A 16,437-nucleotide genomic window follows, 5' to 3' on the forward strand; every position below is an offset into this window, starting at 1 on the left:
ACACGAACGGAAAGGAACGCAGATAAATGAAAGCATGCATCATTTACGCCCGGGTAAGTACGGAAAAAGAAGAACAGCAGTCCTCGCTTGCCAGGCAGCAGGAGGAGCTGGAGGCTCTTGCTGCAGCGAACGGTTGGGCGGTGCAGCAGACCGTGACAGAACAGGAGAGCAGCTATTCCGTGGAACGGGACGGGCTTCTCCGTGTGTTTGAGCTCCTCGATGACACCGGGGCGGATACACTGCTGATTACCGATGATACGCGGCTTGGACGCGGAAATGCTAAAATCGCCGTGCTCCATGAACTGCAGAAAAGGGGCACGTCCATCTATACAGTGAAGGACGACGGGGAGCTCGAAATTGCGGATACCGATCATATGATTATGGAAATCTTGTCCATAGTGGAAGAGCATCAGCGCCGGCTGCATAATTTTAAAATTAAGCGGGGGATGCAGCGGGCGGTGGAAAATGGGTACCACCCGGAAGAAAATTTCGGATTAAACCGCAGCGGCGGCCGGAAGAAAATAGAGGTGCCCATTGAAGAAATTGTTAAGCTGAAACAGCGGGAGCTGACGTTTAAAGATATCGCTCTGACGCTCCGGGGCCTGGGCTATGATATTTCTAAAGCGACGGTGCACCGCCGTTATAAAGAATATGAACAGCAGCGCGCAGAGATAGAACCGCAGTGATTTGTTTGCGGTACGTCGCTGTTTTTAATATAATAAAAAAGGAACGCCATTTTAAGGGAGGCAACTTATGCTTTCGAAAGAAAAAATTGACCGGATTAATGAGTTAGCCAAACGTCAAAAATCGTCGGGGCTGACTGCAGAAGAACAAGAAGAACAGCAGGCGCTGCGTCAGGAATATTTAAGTAAATTCCGTTCCTCGTTTAAAAACCAGCTCGAAAACGTAAAAGTGGTGGATGAAGAAGGCACGGATGTAACTCCAAGCAAGCTCGAGCGTGTCAAACGACGGAACCGCAGCTTCCGGCATTAAGATAAAAGAGAGGCCTGGTCTTAACAAAGAGCAGGTCTTTTGATTTTCTTCTCTATTAACACGCTTGTGTAATCGTTTTAAAACCTTTATCATAAAAGCGTACTAGAACACGGAAATTCCCGCGGGGTCAACTCATAAGTGCGGGTTTCCACCCAAAAATACATACAGTGGAGGGACATATGCATGGCAATTAGCACAGAACAGTTAGCAATTAACACGATTCGGACGCTGTCCATCGAAAGTATTGAAAAAGCCCAGTCGGGTCACCCGGGGCTTCCGATGGGAGCGGCGCCGATGGCGTACGCGCTCTGGACCAAATCCATGAACCACAACCCGGCCAATCCGGACTGGTTTAACCGCGACCGCTTCGTGCTGTCCGCCGGACACGGATCGATGCTTCTATACAGCATGCTGCACCTGAGCGGCTACGACCTCTCGCTCGAGGAACTGAAAAACTTCCGCCAGTGGGGAAGCCAGACACCGGGCCACCCGGAATACGGGCATACCGCCGGCGTGGAGGCAACCACCGGCCCGCTCGGCCAGGGACTGGCCATGGGCACCGGGATGGCGATGGCGGAGCGCCATCTGGCAGCCAAGTACAACACCGACGACCACGCCGTGGTGGATCATTTCACGTACGTGCTCTGCGGCGACGGCGACCTGATGGAAGGCGTTGCTTCGGAATCGGCGTCCCTCGCCGGCCACCTGAAGCTCGGCAACCTGGTCGTGCTGTACGACTCCAACGACGTGTCGCTTGACGGCGCGCTTCACCAGTCGTTCTCCGAAAACGTGCTGCAGCGCTATGAAGCCTACGGCTGGCACACGGTCTTTATCGAAGACGGCAACGACGTTGATGCGATTGAAGCAGCGATCGAAGAAGCGAAGCAGTCCCCGAAACCGTCGATGATCGAAGTGAAAACCGTCATCGGCTACGGAGCACCGAACAAAGGCGGCACGAATGCGGCCCACGGCGCGCCGATCGGCGACGAGGAGTACAACCTGGTGAAAGAAGCCTACCAGTGGGACTACGACGCGTTTCATATCCCGCCGGAAGTAACCGAGCTGTTTGACGAAGTCAAGCAGGCCGGTGCGAAGGCCGAACAGGAATGGAACGAGCTGTTTGACACCTACAAGCAGGCGAACCCGGAACTCGCCGGCGAACTCGAACAGGCGATTGCCGGCGAGCTGCCGGAAGGCTGGGATGCCAATCTGCCGGTCTTTACGGATGAAAAAGTAGCGACCCGTGCCGCATCCGGCGATGTGCTGCAGGAAGTAGCGGCCGCCGTGCCGTCGCTCTTCGGCGGATCGGCCGACCTGGCCGGCTCCAACAAGACACTGATCAAAGCGGAGAATGATTTCAGCCGTAACGACTACACCGGCCGCAACATCTGGTTCGGTGTCCGCGAATTCGCCATGGCGGCAGCGGTGAATGGCATTCAGCTGCACGGCGGTCTGAAGCCGTTCGGTTCGACCTTCCTGGTCTTTTCCGATTACCTTCGTCCGGCGCTGCGCCTGAGCGCGTTGATGGGGCTGCCGCTGACTCAGGTATTCACGCACGACAGCATCGCGGTCGGTGAAGACGGCCCGACACATGAGCCGGTGGAACAGCTGGCGGCGCTCCGGGCGATTCCGAACCTGAACGTGATCCGTCCAGCGGACGGCAACGAAACGGTCGCTGCGTGGCGCGTGGCGATGGAAAGCGAATCGACGCCAACGGCGCTCGTCATGACCCGCCAGGGCGTACCGACGCTCGAAGACACGAAGGAAAAAGCGGTGGAAGGCGTCCGCAAAGGAGCCTACGTGATCGGCGAACAGGCCGAAAAGCCGGATCTCCTTCTCGTCGCTGCGGGATCGGAAGTGTCCCTCGCGGTGGATGCGAAAGCCCAGCTGCAGAACGACGGGTGGACGGTCAACGTCGTCAGCATGCCGAACTTCCATGCGTTCGATCATCAATCTGAGGAATACCGCCGGTCCGTGCTACCGGACGGCGTACCGGCGATGGCCGTGGAAATGGGATCGTCCTTCGGATGGTACAAGTATGTCGGCTCCCACGGCTCCGTGTACGGCATCGACCGCTTCGGTGCGTCCGCGCCGGGCGGGGAAGTCGTTGAAAAGTACGGCTTTACGCCGGACAAGGTGGCTGAAGCAGCCAGACAGCTGATCAAATAATTATGTGTTGATGAGAAAGCAGCCGCCCGGCTGCTTTCTCTTATTTTCATCCGGGTGAAAAATTAAGCACCGGTGCTTAATCTTTCGAATCGGTGCTTTCTTTACATAAAAGAATGCGTTATAATAAACAAGGTCTGTCTAGAGACGCTAACAACACACACATATATGTTAGGTATTCGGGAAAGGGGTAAGACACATGGGCTGGCTATGGTTAACAATTATCGGCATTGTCATTTTACTAGTTGGTATAGCCATCGGTTTCTTTATCGCAAGAAAAACGATGATGAACTATTTGAAAAAGAATCCTCCTATTAATGAACAAATGCTGCGCGTTATGATGATGCAGATGGGGCAGAACCCATCCCAGAAGAAGATTAACCAAATGATGAAAGCAATGCAGCGACAACAAGATAAGAAATAACGATCAGCACCCTCCTAGCTTCTAGAGGGTGCTTTTTTATCCATAGAGAGAGGATGAGACGGATGCGCGCTTTTTGGGATTTGCGCTGGTTTTTCTGGCAGGAGCGGTTCAAGTACAGCTTCGGGATCCTGCTGCTCATTATTGTGGCCCTGCTTTCTCTTCTGCCGCCGTATGTGGTCGGAGTGGTGGTCGATGCGATCGAACAAAGCCGCCTGACGACGGGCATGCTGACCGGCTGGATGGGGGCAATGGTTGCAGCAGGGATATGTATGTACGTGCTCCGGTATGTCTGGCGTATTATGATTTTCGGTTCCTCGCTTCATCTCGGCCGTACGCTCCGCTACAATCTGTATCAGCACTTCACGCGGATGAGCAGTGATTTTTTCGGGCGGAAGCGGACGGGGGATCTGATGGCACACGCCACCAACGATATTACCGCGGTGCAGATGATGGCCGGGCAGGGCGTCTTAACGATTGTGGATTCGCTCGTCATGGGGGGGTTCGTCGTTTTGGCCATGGCGATCGGCATCAGCTGGCAGCTGACGCTGATTACGCTTCTGCCGATGCCGCTGATGGCTCTGTTAACAAGCTGGTACGGCCATCTGCTTCATCAGCGGTTTGGCGCTGCCCAGCAGTCCTTTTCGCAGCTGAACAACCGGACGCAGGAAAGCATTTCCGGCGTGAAGGTAACAAAAACGTTCGGGTACGAACAGGAAGACATCGAAGCGTTTGATGAGCAGTCCCGGGACGTTGTGGACAAAAACGAGCGAGTCGCCCGCATTGACGCCCTGTTTGATCCGACAATCACCCTTATCATCGGTGTATGCTATCTGCTCGCGATTGGCTTTGGTGCCGGATATGTGAACGACGGAACGATTACCATCGGGCAGTTAACGACGTTCAGCGTTTATCTGGGTATGCTGATCTGGCCGATGCTTGCGTTTGGATGGTTTTTTAACATTATTGAACGCGGGCACGCGTCGTACGACCGCATTCGTAACCTGATGGCCGAGCGGACTGACATTACCGACCAGAAAGCCGGAGTGCAGGACGTGCCGGCCGGGGCGGTGCAGATAGATATAGATGAATTTTATTACCCGCGTTCGGAAACGAGCGCGCTGCACGATATTCACGCGTCCGTGCAGCCGGGACAGACCATCGGGATCGTCGGGCGGACCGGTAGCGGGAAAACGACACTTTTACGGCTGCTTCTCCGGGAGCTGAAAAGCGGGGACGGAGCCATTACAATTGGCGGAACGCCGGCGGAGGCCTATTATCTGGATACGTACCGCCTAGCATTCGGAAATGTGCCGCAGGAGCATTTTTTGTTTTCGATGACGCTGGCGGACAATATCGCCTTCTCCAACCCGGAGGCCACCCAGCAGGACATTCAGCGTGCGGCCGGACTCGCAGCCATTCATGACGATATTGTGGCGCTTCCCTACGGGTACGCGACAGCTGTCGGGGAGCGCGGTGTCACTCTTTCCGGAGGCCAGAAGCAGCGGATTTCGATTGCGAGGGCTCTTCTGCAGAATCCGGAAATTCTCATCCTCGATGATGCCCTGTCCGCTGTGGACGCAAACACCGAGCAGCAGATCCTTGAAGCGCTGAAGCAGGAGCGGAAGGGGAAAACGACCTTTATTGTTACGCACCGCATGAGCACGGTAAAAGAAGCGGATGCGGTATGGGTGATGGAGCACGGCACGATCATTGAAAACGGCTCTCACCGTGCTTTAATGGAAGCCGGAGGCATCTATGCAGAAATGGTGGAGCGAGAAGAACTGAAGGCCCAGGTGGAAAGGGGGGACCGCTGATGCTGCACGAGGATAAAGTGTTAACCAAACAGGAGCAGCGGGCGATCGTGAAGCGGCTGTTAAAGTACGCGGGTGTCCACAAACAGCTGCTGGCGTTTGCCTGTACGTTTCTTGTGATCGGCGTCGGCGCGGAGCTTCTCAGTCCGTATCTCGTAAAGGTCTTTATTGACAGCTACGTGACGCCGGGAGTATTTCCGGCGGATGAATTGGCGTGGCTCGCGGCCATTTTCGCAGCGGCCACCGTTCTTTCCGCGGTGATGGTGTATTTTCATACGTACTGGTTTCAGCGCATTGCGCTGAAAAGCATCCAGCAGATTCGTGTTGACGTATTTTCGAGCGTCGAGGGCGCATCGATGCGTTTTTACGACCAGACACCGTCCGGGGCGCTCGTGAGCCGGATAACCAACGACACCGAACGGATCCGGGAGCTGTACATGGAAGTGCTATCGACCTTTATCCAGAACGGGGTGTTTCTGGCCGGGGTGCTTATCGCCATGTTCTTTCTGGATGTCCGCCTCGCGGCAGCCGCGATACTGATTATGCCGCTTCTGCTTATGCTGATGATGCTCTACCGCCGTTACAGCGCCAGGTACTACGGGGAAATGAGCGGCAAGCTGAGCCGGCTGAACACGAAAATTAATGAAAGCCTGCAGGGCATGTCGGTGATACAGCTGTTCCGGCAGGAGAGCCGGATGAAACGGGAATTCTCCGGGATCAATGATGCCCACTACGAAGCCGGTCTGAAAAGCATGAAAATTGACGGCCTGCTGCTTCGCCCGGCGATCGACCTCGTGTCGGTGCTTGCTCTTGTCGGCGTACTGTCGTATTTTGGCATTTTATCCATGGAAGGGGCCGTACAGGTCGGAGTGATTTATGCCTTTGTCAACTATTTTGAGCGTTTCTTTGAACCGGTGAATGAAATCATGCAGCAGATGTCGCTGTATCAGCAGTCGATTGTTTCCGCCGGCCGGGTATTTCATTTAATGGATGTGACCGGTCAGGAGGCAGCAGTGACCAGGGGACGGCAGACTGGAGAAGCCTCACGTAGCGGAGAGATCGAATTTGATCACGTGACGTTCAGCTATGACGGCGAGCACCCGGTCCTCCGGGATATTAATCTGTCGGTAAAAGAAGGCGAGACGATTGCGATTGTCGGCCATACCGGCAGCGGTAAAAGCTCCATCATTAACCTGCTGCTCCGGTTTTATGAACACGATGCCGGCACCATCTTTCTCGGCGGCAAGGACCTGCAGCGCTGGCCGGAAGAGGCACTGCGCCGTCACGTCGGACTCGTGCTGCAGGATCCGTTTTTGTTTACCGGCACGGTGCGGGAAAACATTGCGATGCACAACCACCGGCTGAGCGACGAGGAAGTGCGGCAGGCGGCTGCTTTTGTCGGGGCGGATCAGTTTATCGAAGCACTCCCGGACCAGTACGACGAACAGGTGGGAGAGCGGGGGAGCTCGTTTTCGAATGGGGAAAAACAGCTGATCACGTTTGCCCGGACCGTCGCCCATGACCCGAAGGTGCTCGTACTCGATGAGGCAACAGCAAATATCGACAGCGAAAGTGAAGCAGTTATCCAGCGGGCGCTTGCAAGCCTCCTGGAAAACCGGACGACCATCATGATTGCCCACCGGCTCTCCACGATCCGGCACGCCGATCAGATTATCGTCCTGCATCAGGGTGAAATTGCTGAACGCGGGACGCACCAGGAGCTGCTTGCCTCCGGAGGACTGTATGAAAAAATGTACCGGCTGCAGCATGAAAATGAAGAGGTGCTGTAAAAGAGGGAACAATTGCGGGCCGCCGCTTCGGGGTGTATCATAAAGGCAGGAAAGCCTTCATGTGATACACCCTATTTTTATAGAAAGGAAGGCGGCCGAAGTGAGTACACTGCTGATTATTACGACCCTCACGGCCTTTTTTATGGCTTCTGTCGTGATCGTCATCCGTATGAAAGCCATTAAGCAGCCGGCGACATTCAAAAAAATCGTGCTGCCGCCGTTTTTCATGGCGACGGGCGCGCTGATGTTTGTTTACCCGCCGGCCCGTCCGACCGGGCTTGAGGTCGGCGAGGCGCTTCTCGTCGGGTTTGTTTTCTCCTTTCTGCTGATGGCCACCACGTCTTTTGAAATAAGGGAACGCCGGATTTTTGTTCGACGGTCCAAAGCTTTTTCATTCATTCTGGTCGGCCTCTTAATTGTGCGGACGATCATTAAGCTGATCATCGGCGATGCGATTGAGCCCGCAGTGCTTGCCGGAATGTTCTTTCTGCTGGCATTTGCCATGCTCGTGCCGTGGCGCGTCTACATGGCCGTGAAATACAAACAGCTCGAAAAGGTTCTTCAGCGGGAGCCGGAGCCTGACAGCTCCGTACCCTCCCGTCATTCATCCTAATGAAAGGGAGAAGTGCCCATGTCCAATGATGTAAACGAACACCTTCAAAATGAAATACACGGAAAGAAACTGCCTAATGAAGCGGAGCGGCGTCTGTATCTTGATACGTACCGCGAACGCGTCATTCTGGCGCTGACAAAAAAACAGGTGATGGAAAAAGGAATACGCCAGGAAGTGCTGAATGCAATGCACGACCGTAAGGCGAAGGAAGTACTCGTCGACGGCCATCTGAGCCTTGAGGCGCTGCGGCCGTACCGGAAAGCAGCCGAAACCCGGCGCGTTCCCTACCGGCGCGTCACGCACGACGATCCGGAGGGCACGTACGGACTGGTCGTCACGTCCGACACCGCGATTAACCGCGAGGACGTGTTTGCCGAGGATGAACCGGAAGCAGATGCCGGAAATCCGGATGCAGGAGAGAAAAAACCGTGGTGGAAAAAGCTGCTCGGAATCTGACAAACGAAAAAAAGAGGCAAGCGTTTTCCGAATTTTTATCCGAAAATATTTATCTTTGAGGAAAGTTTTGCTATTCTATGAAAGTGGGTCGAGAAACAGATCAGGAAAGGCGGCAGTGAAGTAATACAGTTGCAGGCCTTTCTGCTTATCCTCATCTACTTTTTCGACAACGTTATTGGATTGTTGTATAATAGATCAAGAAGGAGGGGTACATATGGCTCAAAATCAAGACGTATTCAATGCTCGCAAGGCTTTTGAATCGAATGGCAAAACGTATTATTATTACGACATTAAAGCTATTCAGGATGCAGGAGTCGGCGATGTGTCGAAGCTGCCATATTCCATTCGTGTGCTGCTCGAATCTGTACTAAGACAGTTGGACGGACACGTAATTAAACAGGAACACGTAGAAAGCTTAGCAAAATGGGGATCGGAAGAAGGCTCCAAGTATGACGTGCCATTCAAACCATCCCGCGTTATTCTTCAGGACTTTACCGGGGTTCCGGCAGTCGTGGACCTTGCATCGCTTCGAAAAGCAATGAATGATTTCGGTGGAGACCCGGATGTCATCGACCCGGCAATTCCGGTTGATCTTGTGGTGGACCACTCAGTACAGGTGGACCGTTACGGTACTGATGACTCGTTAAACCAGAACATGAACTTTGAATTTTCGAGAAACGAAGAGCGCTACAAGCTCCTCAGCTGGGCAACCAAAGCGTTTAACAACTACAGCGCTGTACCGCCGGCTACAGGCATTGTGCACCAGGTGAACCTGGAGTACCTTGCTTCCGTCGTACACACAAAAGAAACAGAAAACGGCGAAGTGGACACGTATCCGGATACACTCGTTGGTACGGACTCCCACACGACTATGATCAACGGCCTTGGCGTCCTTGGCTGGGGTGTTGGCGGTATCGAAGCGGAAGCGGGCATGCTGCAGCAGCCATCCTACTTCCCGGCACCGGAAGTGGTCGGCGTTCGTCTCGTAAACTCCCTGCCGAATGGTTCGACAGCGACAGACCTGGCGCTGCGCGTTACCCAAAAGCTCCGGGAAACGAACGTTGTCGGCAAATTTGTGGAATTCTTCGGCGAAGGCCTGGCGGAAATGCCGCTTGCTGACCGGGCGACGATTTCCAACATGGCACCGGAATACGGCGCGACCTGTGGGTTCTTCCCGGTTGACGAAGAAGCGCTCAACTATCTGCGCCTGACCGGCCGCGATGAAGAGCATGTGCAGCTTGTAAAAGACTACTGCAAGCACAACCACATCTTCTTTGATCCATCCGAAAAAGAACCGCAGTTCACCCAGGTGATTGAAATTGACCTGGCGGCTATTGAACCAAGCCTGAGCGGACCGAAGCGCCCGCAGGACCTGATTACTTTATCCGACATGAAAAAACAGTTCAATGATGCGCTTACGGCTCCAGCCGGCAACCAGGGATTCGGCCTGTCTCCGGAGGAGATCGACAACGAAGCGACTATCGAACATCCAAACGGCAAAACGTCGACGATGAAAACCGGGGCGCTTGCCATCGCAGCTATCACAAGCTGTACGAACACGTCCAACCCATACGTGATGATCGGTGCAGGCCTTGTCGCCCGTAACGCGGTGGAGAAAGGGCTTGAAGTACCGGAATACGTCAAAACATCTCTCGCTCCAGGTTCCAAAGTTGTTACCCGCTATCTTGACGATTCCGGCCTGATGCCGTATCTGAACGATCTCGGGTTTAACCTGGTCGGCTATGGCTGTACCACGTGTATCGGCAACAGCGGACCGCTGCTCGAAGAGATCGAAAAAGGGATTACAGACAGCGATCTGCTCGTATCATCCGTACTGAGCGGTAACCGTAACTTTGAAGGACGGATTCACCCGCTCGTCAAAGCCAACTACCTGGCATCGCCGCCACTTGTTGTAGCGTACGCGCTGGCCGGCACAGTTGACTTTGATATGTACCGTGATTCGTTCGGCAAGGATAAAGACGGAAATGACGTATACTTTAACGACCTGTGGCCGTCCGCGACGGAAATCAAAGACTTTATCACGCAAAACGTGTCTCCGGACCTCTTTAAAGAAGAGTACGAGAATGTCTTTGACAACAACGAGCGCTGGAACGAGCTGCAATCGGACGAAAATGCGCAGCTGTACGACTTTGACGATGATTCCACGTACATTCAGAATCCGCCGTTCTTTGAAGAAATGTCCAAGGAGCCGGAAGACATTAAACCGTTGAGCGCTCTGCGGGCTGTCGCTAAATTCGGCGACTCGGTTACGACCGACCACATTTCTCCGGCAGGGTCCATCGCAAAGGACAGCCCGGCTGGCCGCTACCTGATGGAAAAAGGACTGAAGCCCGCACAGTTTAACTCGTACGGTTCCCGCCGCGGTAACCACGAAGTGATGATGCGCGGAACGTTCGCCAACATCCGGATTAAAAACCAGCTGGCGCCTGGCACAGAGGGTGGATATACGACCTACTGGCCAAACGGTGAAGTGCTGTCCATCTATGATGCAGCGATGAAATATAAAGAGGAAAACACTGGCCTGCTTGTAATGGCCGGCAAGGATTACGGCATGGGAAGCTCCCGTGACTGGGCAGCGAAAGGGACGAACCTGCTTGGCATTAAGACCGTTATTGCGGAAAGCTTCGAGCGTATTCACCGCAGTAACCTTGTGCTGATGGGCGTGCTCCCGCTGCAGTTCCAGGAAGGCGAAAACGCTGATTCTCTCGGTCTGACCGGAGAAGAGCAATTCGATGTAAAAATTGATAATACCGTACAACCGCATGACATGATAGACGTCGTTGCCACTGATCAGGACGGCAAAACGACTACCTTCCAGGTAGTTGCCCGTTTCGACAGTGACGTTGAGATGGATTACTATCGTCACGGTGGTATTTTGCAGATGGTTCTCCGCAACAACCTTGAAGCGGCAGAAGCAAAACGCAATCAATAATGTTTAGAAGAAGGCCCCGGTTCCCCGGGGTTTTCTTTTGAAAGAGGTTTAAAATTTCACATACCGCAATGATAAAATTTGTCACACCTTCATCAACCTCTTATAATAAAAATAAGGACTAATGCGTGTTCAACCAGGGAATACGATAAAGATGACTACTCATTTTCGTCCTTTTCCCGATAGGGGGTGCCTTTATTGCAAATTAACGAGCAAAATAACATTTACGATATAATCGATAGATGGGAAAAAGAAGAAAATAATATCACAGTCAAACGGGCCTACGAGTGCATCCGGACACTGGAGGAAAACGAACAGCCCTCCGGCTGCGCGCGTGTGTACGCGCTCATGGCCAGAGACCGATGGAAGCACCAGCGCCGGTTTGACCCGATGATCCGCAACTGGCTGCAAAAAGCAGAGGAGCTTGACGATTCGGTGCCGCTTCTGCAGCAGCTCCGGCCGATGGAGCGGATCGACAGCATTCAGGAAAATATTCTGGATACCCAGCTGACGCCGCTCCGCGAAACGGATCCGGCATCGGCCCGCTACCGCGTGGCTGAACAGCTGCGCGAGCAGTGCCGACAGATGATTCAGTATCTTGATGATACGCTTGACACGTGGAATCCGGAAGAATTGACCGTGGACTTTTTAAACGTGGTGGAAAATGAACACCTGCGGGAGCTTCCGTTTCTGCTTGAAAACATCAAACAGGCGTGCGAACGGCTGGCGTCGAGCGCCCAGGCCTATATGGACACCGCGTCGGGATCGTTTTATTCGCCCGAAGCCGTGCGCGAGATTAAAGAAGCGATCAGCCATGTAGAGCAGCTGAAGGAAAAGTGGAACGAAGCGTCGAGCTCACTCACGAAGGTGGGCGAGGAGTATGCCGACCCGCTTGAAGAGCTGAATGACATGATCGGCCTGCACGGTGTGAAGGCCCGCGTCCATAACATGTATCATTATCTGCAGTACCAGAAGCGGCGGAAGGAGCAGGGATACCAGTGGAAGGATGAACGGAGCCTCCATATGATTCTGACGGGCAACCCCGGCACGGGCAAAACAATGCTCGCCCGCCTGCTCGCTAAAATTTATCATCAGCTCGGACTGCTGCAGCGTGATGAAGTGCTTGAAACCGACCGTTCCCGCCTCGTCGGCTCATACGTCGGTCAGACCGAGGAAAAAACCATGGCGCTGATCAAGGAAGCGGTCGGCGGCGTGCTGTTCATTGATGAGGCCTACAGCTTAAAACGCGAAGGAATGGCCGGAAACGACTTCGGACAGACGGCGATTGATACCCTGGTCTCGGCGATGACGAGCGGGGAGTACGCCGGTACGTTCGCCGTTATTCTGGCCGGCTACCCGGAAGAAATGCGGCAGTTTCTGCACGCGAATCCGGGTCTTCGCAGCCGGTTTCCGGAAAGCAACCATATCCATCTGCCCGACTACAGCATGGATGAGCTGATGGAAATCGGGGAAAAGGTCGCACTTGAAAACGACTTTTTCCTGAGCGAGGAAAGCAAACGGGTGCTCGAAGAACGGATCGAAAAGGAACAGGTGGACGAAACGTTCGGCAACGGCCGGACCGTAAAAAACATCGTGCTCGACAGCATTTTCCAGAAGGGGGCGGCGATCGGCAACCAGGACTATATCGGCATTGACGACTTTTCGCTGTTGACCGCTGATGACATCCAGGAGCCGGAAGGCGAACAGCCGAAGGACAAACGCTCCGCCGTGCAGCAACTCGATGACTTCATCGGCCTCGACCACGTCAAACAGGAAATGAAAAAGCTTGCCTCCTTTATCCGCGTACAGCAGCAGCGCCGCGAAGAAGGGGCGCCGACTGTGCCGATCCAGCTTCATACCGTCTTTTCCGGACCGCCGGGCACGGGCAAGACGACGCTCGCCCAGGTGTATGCCGGCATCCTGAAGGAATACGGGTTTTTAAAGCGCGGTCACTGCATCGTCGCGGGCCGAAGCGACCTCGTCGCCGAGTACGTCGGCCAGACAGCCGCGAAAACGAAGCGGAAGGTTCGTGAAGCCCTCGGCGGGGTCCTGTTTATTGACGAAGCGTACGCCCTGATGTCGAGCTCGCGGAGCGACTTCGGCCGGGAGGCGCTTGATACGCTCGTCGAAGAAATGACCAAGCACGACGAAAATCTGGTGGTTGTTCTTTCCGGCTATCCGGAGCCGATGCAGCAGCTGCTTGAAATGAACCCAGGGCTTGAATCCCGCTTCAAAAAAACCTTTTACTTCCCGCCGTATACGCCCGAGGATCTGGCCGAGATTACAGAGCGCTCGGTCGAGCGCTTCGGCTATCATTTTGAGCCGGAAGCGCGCGAGCTGCTTGAAAGCAGGTACGCCATTTCCAACACGGATGGCAATGCCCGGCTCGCCGAAGACGTGGCTGAAGAAATCTTTCAGCAGCAGGCCTTCCGGCTGTTCCAGTCGGAGCAGAACGATGAAAATCTACACGAGCTGACGGCCGAAGACGTAAAGCATGCGCTTGAAGTACGAGTGAAATCCGAAGGAGAAGAAGGACATGAAGAGCGTTCATACACCAATTGAAGTACGATATGCTGAGACGGACCAGATGGGCATCGTCCATCACGGCTCCTATGTGGTCTGGTGCGAAATTGGACGTACGCATCATATGAAAGAGATGGGTTTTCATTATCCGGATATTGAAAAAGCCGGCTATTTGTTCCCGGTGCTTCACATTGATATCGATTACGAAACGCCGGCCGTCTACGGCGAGGATGTGGAAATTGAAACGTGGATTGATTCTTATGACGGAGTACGTGTAAAATATGGGTATATTGTGACTAACGCTAAAGGAGAGACGTGCATCCGGGCGTTTTCAAGCCACGTGTGCGTCCGTAAAGAAACGTTTAAGCCGGTGGCCATCCGCAGGGCACTGCCGGACTGGCATGAGGCCTACAACCGGCTGGCGGGGCAAACACCCGCCGGATCTGCCAAAGGTGGTGGAGACGATGGCGTTTGGCATTAAAGCCCATGAGCTGAAAGCCTGGAAACGAAAGGCTGCGGCAGGCGAAGTAGCCCTGCTGACGCATTACTGGTATGACCCGCGCTTTCCCGACTGTGATACGGTCACAAAAGCCTCCTGCCGGGATGTGGAAACACTTGCGCGCTGGGGCAGACAGTACGGGCTGAAGGCCGGATGGATCCATTACCGCGAAGACTATCCGCATTTTGACCTGCTGGGGGACTATGAAGCGCACATTCTGTCCGAGGAAAAGCAGTGGACGCAGATGCAGCGGTTTGGTATCCAGGCTCCCCGTTCAAACAAATAATTTAATCTGGAGGCACGAACTATGAATGCAACGCAGAATGAAATTATTGAAGCACTGCAGACGACGCCGGAGATTGATCCGAAGCAGGAAATCGAACGCCGGGTGCACTTTTTAAAAGAATACGCGAAGCAGGCCGGAGCCAAAGGCTTTGTTCTCGGCATTTCCGGCGGCCAGGATTCGACGCTCGCCGGCAAGCTCGCCCAGATGGCTGTGGACGAGCTTGAAACCGAGCAGGCCGTGCCGTTTAAATTCGTCGCGCTCCGTCTGCCGTACGGCAAACAGCATGATGAAGACGATGCATCGAAAGCACTCGAATACATCGAGCCGCAGGAAACGTATACGATCGACGTGCAGCCGGGCGTGGACGCGTCCGTGCAGGCGTTTGAACAGGCCCTCGGAACGACTATGTCCGACTTTATCAAAGGCAACACAAAGGCCCGGGAGCGGATGAAGGCCCAATATGATGTTGCCGGAGCTGAAGGGCTGCTGGTGCTCGGCACCGACCATGCGGCAGAGGCGGTCACCGGCTTTTATACGAAGCACGGGGACGGCGCCTGCGATGTGGCACCGCTGTTTGGACTGAACAAGCGCCAGGGCAAAATGCTGCTGCGCGAGCTTGAAGCACCGGCATCGACGTTTGAAAAAGTGCCGACCGCCGATCTTGAAAGCGACCGGCCGGGCCTTCCGGATGAGGAAGCACTTGGGCTGACGTACGATCAGATTGACGACTTTCTCGAAGGCCGCAGCATCGATACCGAAGCCCACGAGCGGCTGGTGGGCATGTATAACAGGACAGCCCATAAACGGGAATTGCCGGCAACGTTATACGATACATGGTGGAAAGAATAAAAGCGTCTGCGGATGGTCCCTTGCGGCCATCCGTTTTTACCAATGCGGAATGACTGGACGCCGGGCGCAATGTTTGATATACAGATAACAGAAAGAAAAGGAGAGAACACCGAAATACGCTAAAGGAGTACGATAGTGCATGCCTATAAAAGTGCCTGACTATTTACCGGCCAAAGATACGCTGGAAAAAGAAAATATTTTCATCATGAACGAAAGCCGGGCCTATCTGCAGGATATCCGCCCGCTGAAAATCGTCATTCTGAACCTGATGCCCTTAAAGGAACGCACGGAGACCCAGATTCTCCGGATGCTCAGTAATACGCCGCTGCAGGTGGATGTATCCTTTCTACACCCGGATACCCACCGCTCCAAAAATACACCGCGTGAGCACCTGTCGTCGTTCTATAAAACGATTGATGAAGTGCGGAGCAGAAAATTCGACGGCATGATTATCACCGGAGCACCGCTTGAAAAGATCCCATTTGAAGAAGTGGACTACTGGGAAGAGCTGCAGAGTATTCTCGACTGGAGCGACCAGAACGTCACGAACACGCTGCACATCTGCTGGGGCGCCCAGGCCGCCCTGTATCACCACCACGGCATCGATAAGCATCCGCTCCCGAAAAAGCAGTTCGGCGTGTATCCGCACTACATTAACGGCGGTAACGAAAAGCTTCTGAGCGGGTTCGACGATCAGTTTTATGTGCCGCATTCCCGGTACACGAAAACAAGACGGGAGGACGTGGAGGCCTGTCCGGACCTTGACATTCTGTCGGAATCCGACGAAGCCGGGCTGTATATTGTAGCGACGAAGGACCGCAAACGGATTTATGTCACCGGCCACAGCGAATACGATGCAGAAACACTGCGCGATGAATTTGAACGTGATATGCGGCGCGGTCTCGGGACAGACGTGCCGGAAAACTACTTTCCGGAGGACAATCATCTGTATTCCCCGCTGAAAATGTGGCGCGCCCATGCGACGCTGCTGTTTACGAACTGGCTGAACTACTATGTCTATCAGGAAACGCCGTTCGATTTTGCCTAAAACTGTTTCCAATTTTGGAAACAGTTTTT

At 54.0% G+C, this 16,437-nt stretch carries 14 protein-coding genes; all 14 read left to right on the forward strand.

The window, feature by feature from the left end; genetic code table 11:
• Positions 1-26 precede the first annotated feature (26 nt).
• Entirely contained in the window at positions 27-686 is a 660-nt protein-coding gene (locus tag ACTRXH_RS03930; protein ID WP_474260821.1) for a YneB family resolvase-like protein, read from the forward strand.
• A gap of 67 nt (positions 687-753) precedes the next feature.
• Positions 754-993 (forward strand): DUF896 domain-containing protein, encoded by a 240-nt coding sequence (locus tag ACTRXH_RS03935; RefSeq protein ID WP_474260822.1) that lies wholly within the window; start codon positions 754-756, stop codon positions 991-993.
• A gap of 183 nt (positions 994-1,176) precedes the next feature.
• Entirely contained in the window at positions 1,177-3,162 is a 1,986-nt protein-coding gene (gene tkt / locus ACTRXH_RS03940; RefSeq protein ID WP_474280680.1) for a transketolase, read from the forward strand.
• 196 nt (positions 3,163-3,358) lie between these two features.
• A complete protein-coding gene (locus tag ACTRXH_RS03945; protein WP_022792130.1) occupies positions 3,359-3,583 on the forward strand; it encodes a YneF family protein in 225 nt (74 codons plus the stop codon).
• A gap of 62 nt (positions 3,584-3,645) precedes the next feature.
• Positions 3,646-5,397, forward strand: coding sequence for an ABC transporter transmembrane domain-containing protein (locus tag ACTRXH_RS03950; RefSeq protein WP_474280682.1), 1,752 nt, complete (start codon positions 3,646-3,648; stop codon positions 5,395-5,397).
• Entirely contained in the window at positions 5,397-7,184 is a 1,788-nt protein-coding gene (locus ACTRXH_RS03955) for an ABC transporter ATP-binding protein (protein ID WP_474280684.1), read from the forward strand. Before ACTRXH_RS03950 ends, ACTRXH_RS03955 begins: the two co-directional genes overlap by 1 nt.
• 100 nt (positions 7,185-7,284) lie before the next feature.
• Positions 7,285-7,797: a CcdC family protein gene (locus ACTRXH_RS03960; RefSeq protein WP_462867003.1), complete on the forward strand. Its 513-nt coding sequence runs from the start codon at positions 7,285-7,287 to the stop codon at positions 7,795-7,797.
• An 18-nt stretch (positions 7,798-7,815) separates the two neighbouring features.
• Positions 7,816-8,253 carry a DUF1694 domain-containing protein gene (locus tag ACTRXH_RS03965; protein ID WP_474263360.1) on the forward strand — a complete coding sequence of 146 codons (438 nt, stop codon included), beginning with the start codon at positions 7,816-7,818 and terminating at the stop codon, positions 8,251-8,253.
• A 214-nt stretch (positions 8,254-8,467) separates the two neighbouring features.
• Positions 8,468-11,206, forward strand: coding sequence for an aconitate hydratase AcnA (acnA, locus tag ACTRXH_RS03970; protein WP_474280686.1), 2,739 nt, complete (start codon positions 8,468-8,470; stop codon positions 11,204-11,206).
• A 195-nt stretch (positions 11,207-11,401) separates the two neighbouring features.
• Positions 11,402-13,765: an AAA family ATPase gene (locus ACTRXH_RS03975; protein ID WP_474280688.1), complete on the forward strand. Its 2,364-nt coding sequence runs from the start codon at positions 11,402-11,404 to the stop codon at positions 13,763-13,765.
• Positions 13,740-14,207: an acyl-CoA thioesterase gene (locus ACTRXH_RS03980; RefSeq protein WP_474279374.1), complete on the forward strand. Its 468-nt coding sequence runs from the start codon at positions 13,740-13,742 to the stop codon at positions 14,205-14,207. Before ACTRXH_RS03975 ends, ACTRXH_RS03980 begins: the two co-directional genes overlap by 26 nt.
• Entirely contained in the window at positions 14,191-14,511 is a 321-nt protein-coding gene (locus ACTRXH_RS03985; RefSeq protein WP_474263368.1) for a hypothetical protein, read from the forward strand. Before ACTRXH_RS03980 ends, ACTRXH_RS03985 begins: the two co-directional genes overlap by 17 nt.
• Positions 14,512-14,532: 21 nt before the next feature.
• Positions 14,533-15,360, forward strand: a complete 828-nt coding sequence (gene nadE / locus ACTRXH_RS03990) for an ammonia-dependent NAD(+) synthetase (protein WP_474280690.1) — start codon at positions 14,533-14,535, stop codon at positions 15,358-15,360.
• A 139-nt stretch (positions 15,361-15,499) separates the two neighbouring features.
• Positions 15,500-16,408, forward strand: coding sequence for a homoserine O-acetyltransferase MetA (metA, locus tag ACTRXH_RS03995; protein WP_474280692.1), 909 nt, complete (start codon positions 15,500-15,502; stop codon positions 16,406-16,408).
• The last annotated feature ends 29 nt before the right edge of the window (positions 16,409-16,437 follow it).

The sequence above is a fragment of the Marinococcus sp. LNHM5E3-2.1 genome, from assembly GCF_056034365.1.

Coding starts and splice junctions, on each gene's coding strand:
- ACTRXH_RS03950 (WP_474280682.1), top strand. CDS start 3,646: ATGCGCGCTTTTTGGGATTTGCGCTGGTTTTTCTGGCAGGAGCGGTTC.
- acnA (WP_474280686.1), top strand. CDS start 8,468: ATGGCTCAAAATCAAGACGTATTCAATGCTCGCAAGGCTTTTGAATCG.
- ACTRXH_RS03930 (WP_474260821.1), top strand. CDS start 27: ATGAAAGCATGCATCATTTACGCCCGGGTAAGTACGGAAAAAGAAGAA.
- tkt (WP_474280680.1), top strand. CDS start 1,177: ATGGCAATTAGCACAGAACAGTTAGCAATTAACACGATTCGGACGCTG.
- ACTRXH_RS03965 (WP_474263360.1), top strand. CDS start 7,816: ATGTCCAATGATGTAAACGAACACCTTCAAAATGAAATACACGGAAAG.
- ACTRXH_RS03945 (WP_022792130.1), top strand. CDS start 3,359: ATGGGCTGGCTATGGTTAACAATTATCGGCATTGTCATTTTACTAGTT.
- ACTRXH_RS03935 (WP_474260822.1), top strand. CDS start 754: ATGCTTTCGAAAGAAAAAATTGACCGGATTAATGAGTTAGCCAAACGT.
- ACTRXH_RS03955 (WP_474280684.1), top strand. CDS start 5,397: ATGCTGCACGAGGATAAAGTGTTAACCAAACAGGAGCAGCGGGCGATC.
- ACTRXH_RS03985 (WP_474263368.1), top strand. CDS start 14,191: ATGGCGTTTGGCATTAAAGCCCATGAGCTGAAAGCCTGGAAACGAAAG.
- nadE (WP_474280690.1), top strand. CDS start 14,533: ATGAATGCAACGCAGAATGAAATTATTGAAGCACTGCAGACGACGCCG.
- metA (WP_474280692.1), top strand. CDS start 15,500: ATGCCTATAAAAGTGCCTGACTATTTACCGGCCAAAGATACGCTGGAA.
- ACTRXH_RS03980 (WP_474279374.1), top strand. CDS start 13,740: ATGAAGAGCGTTCATACACCAATTGAAGTACGATATGCTGAGACGGAC.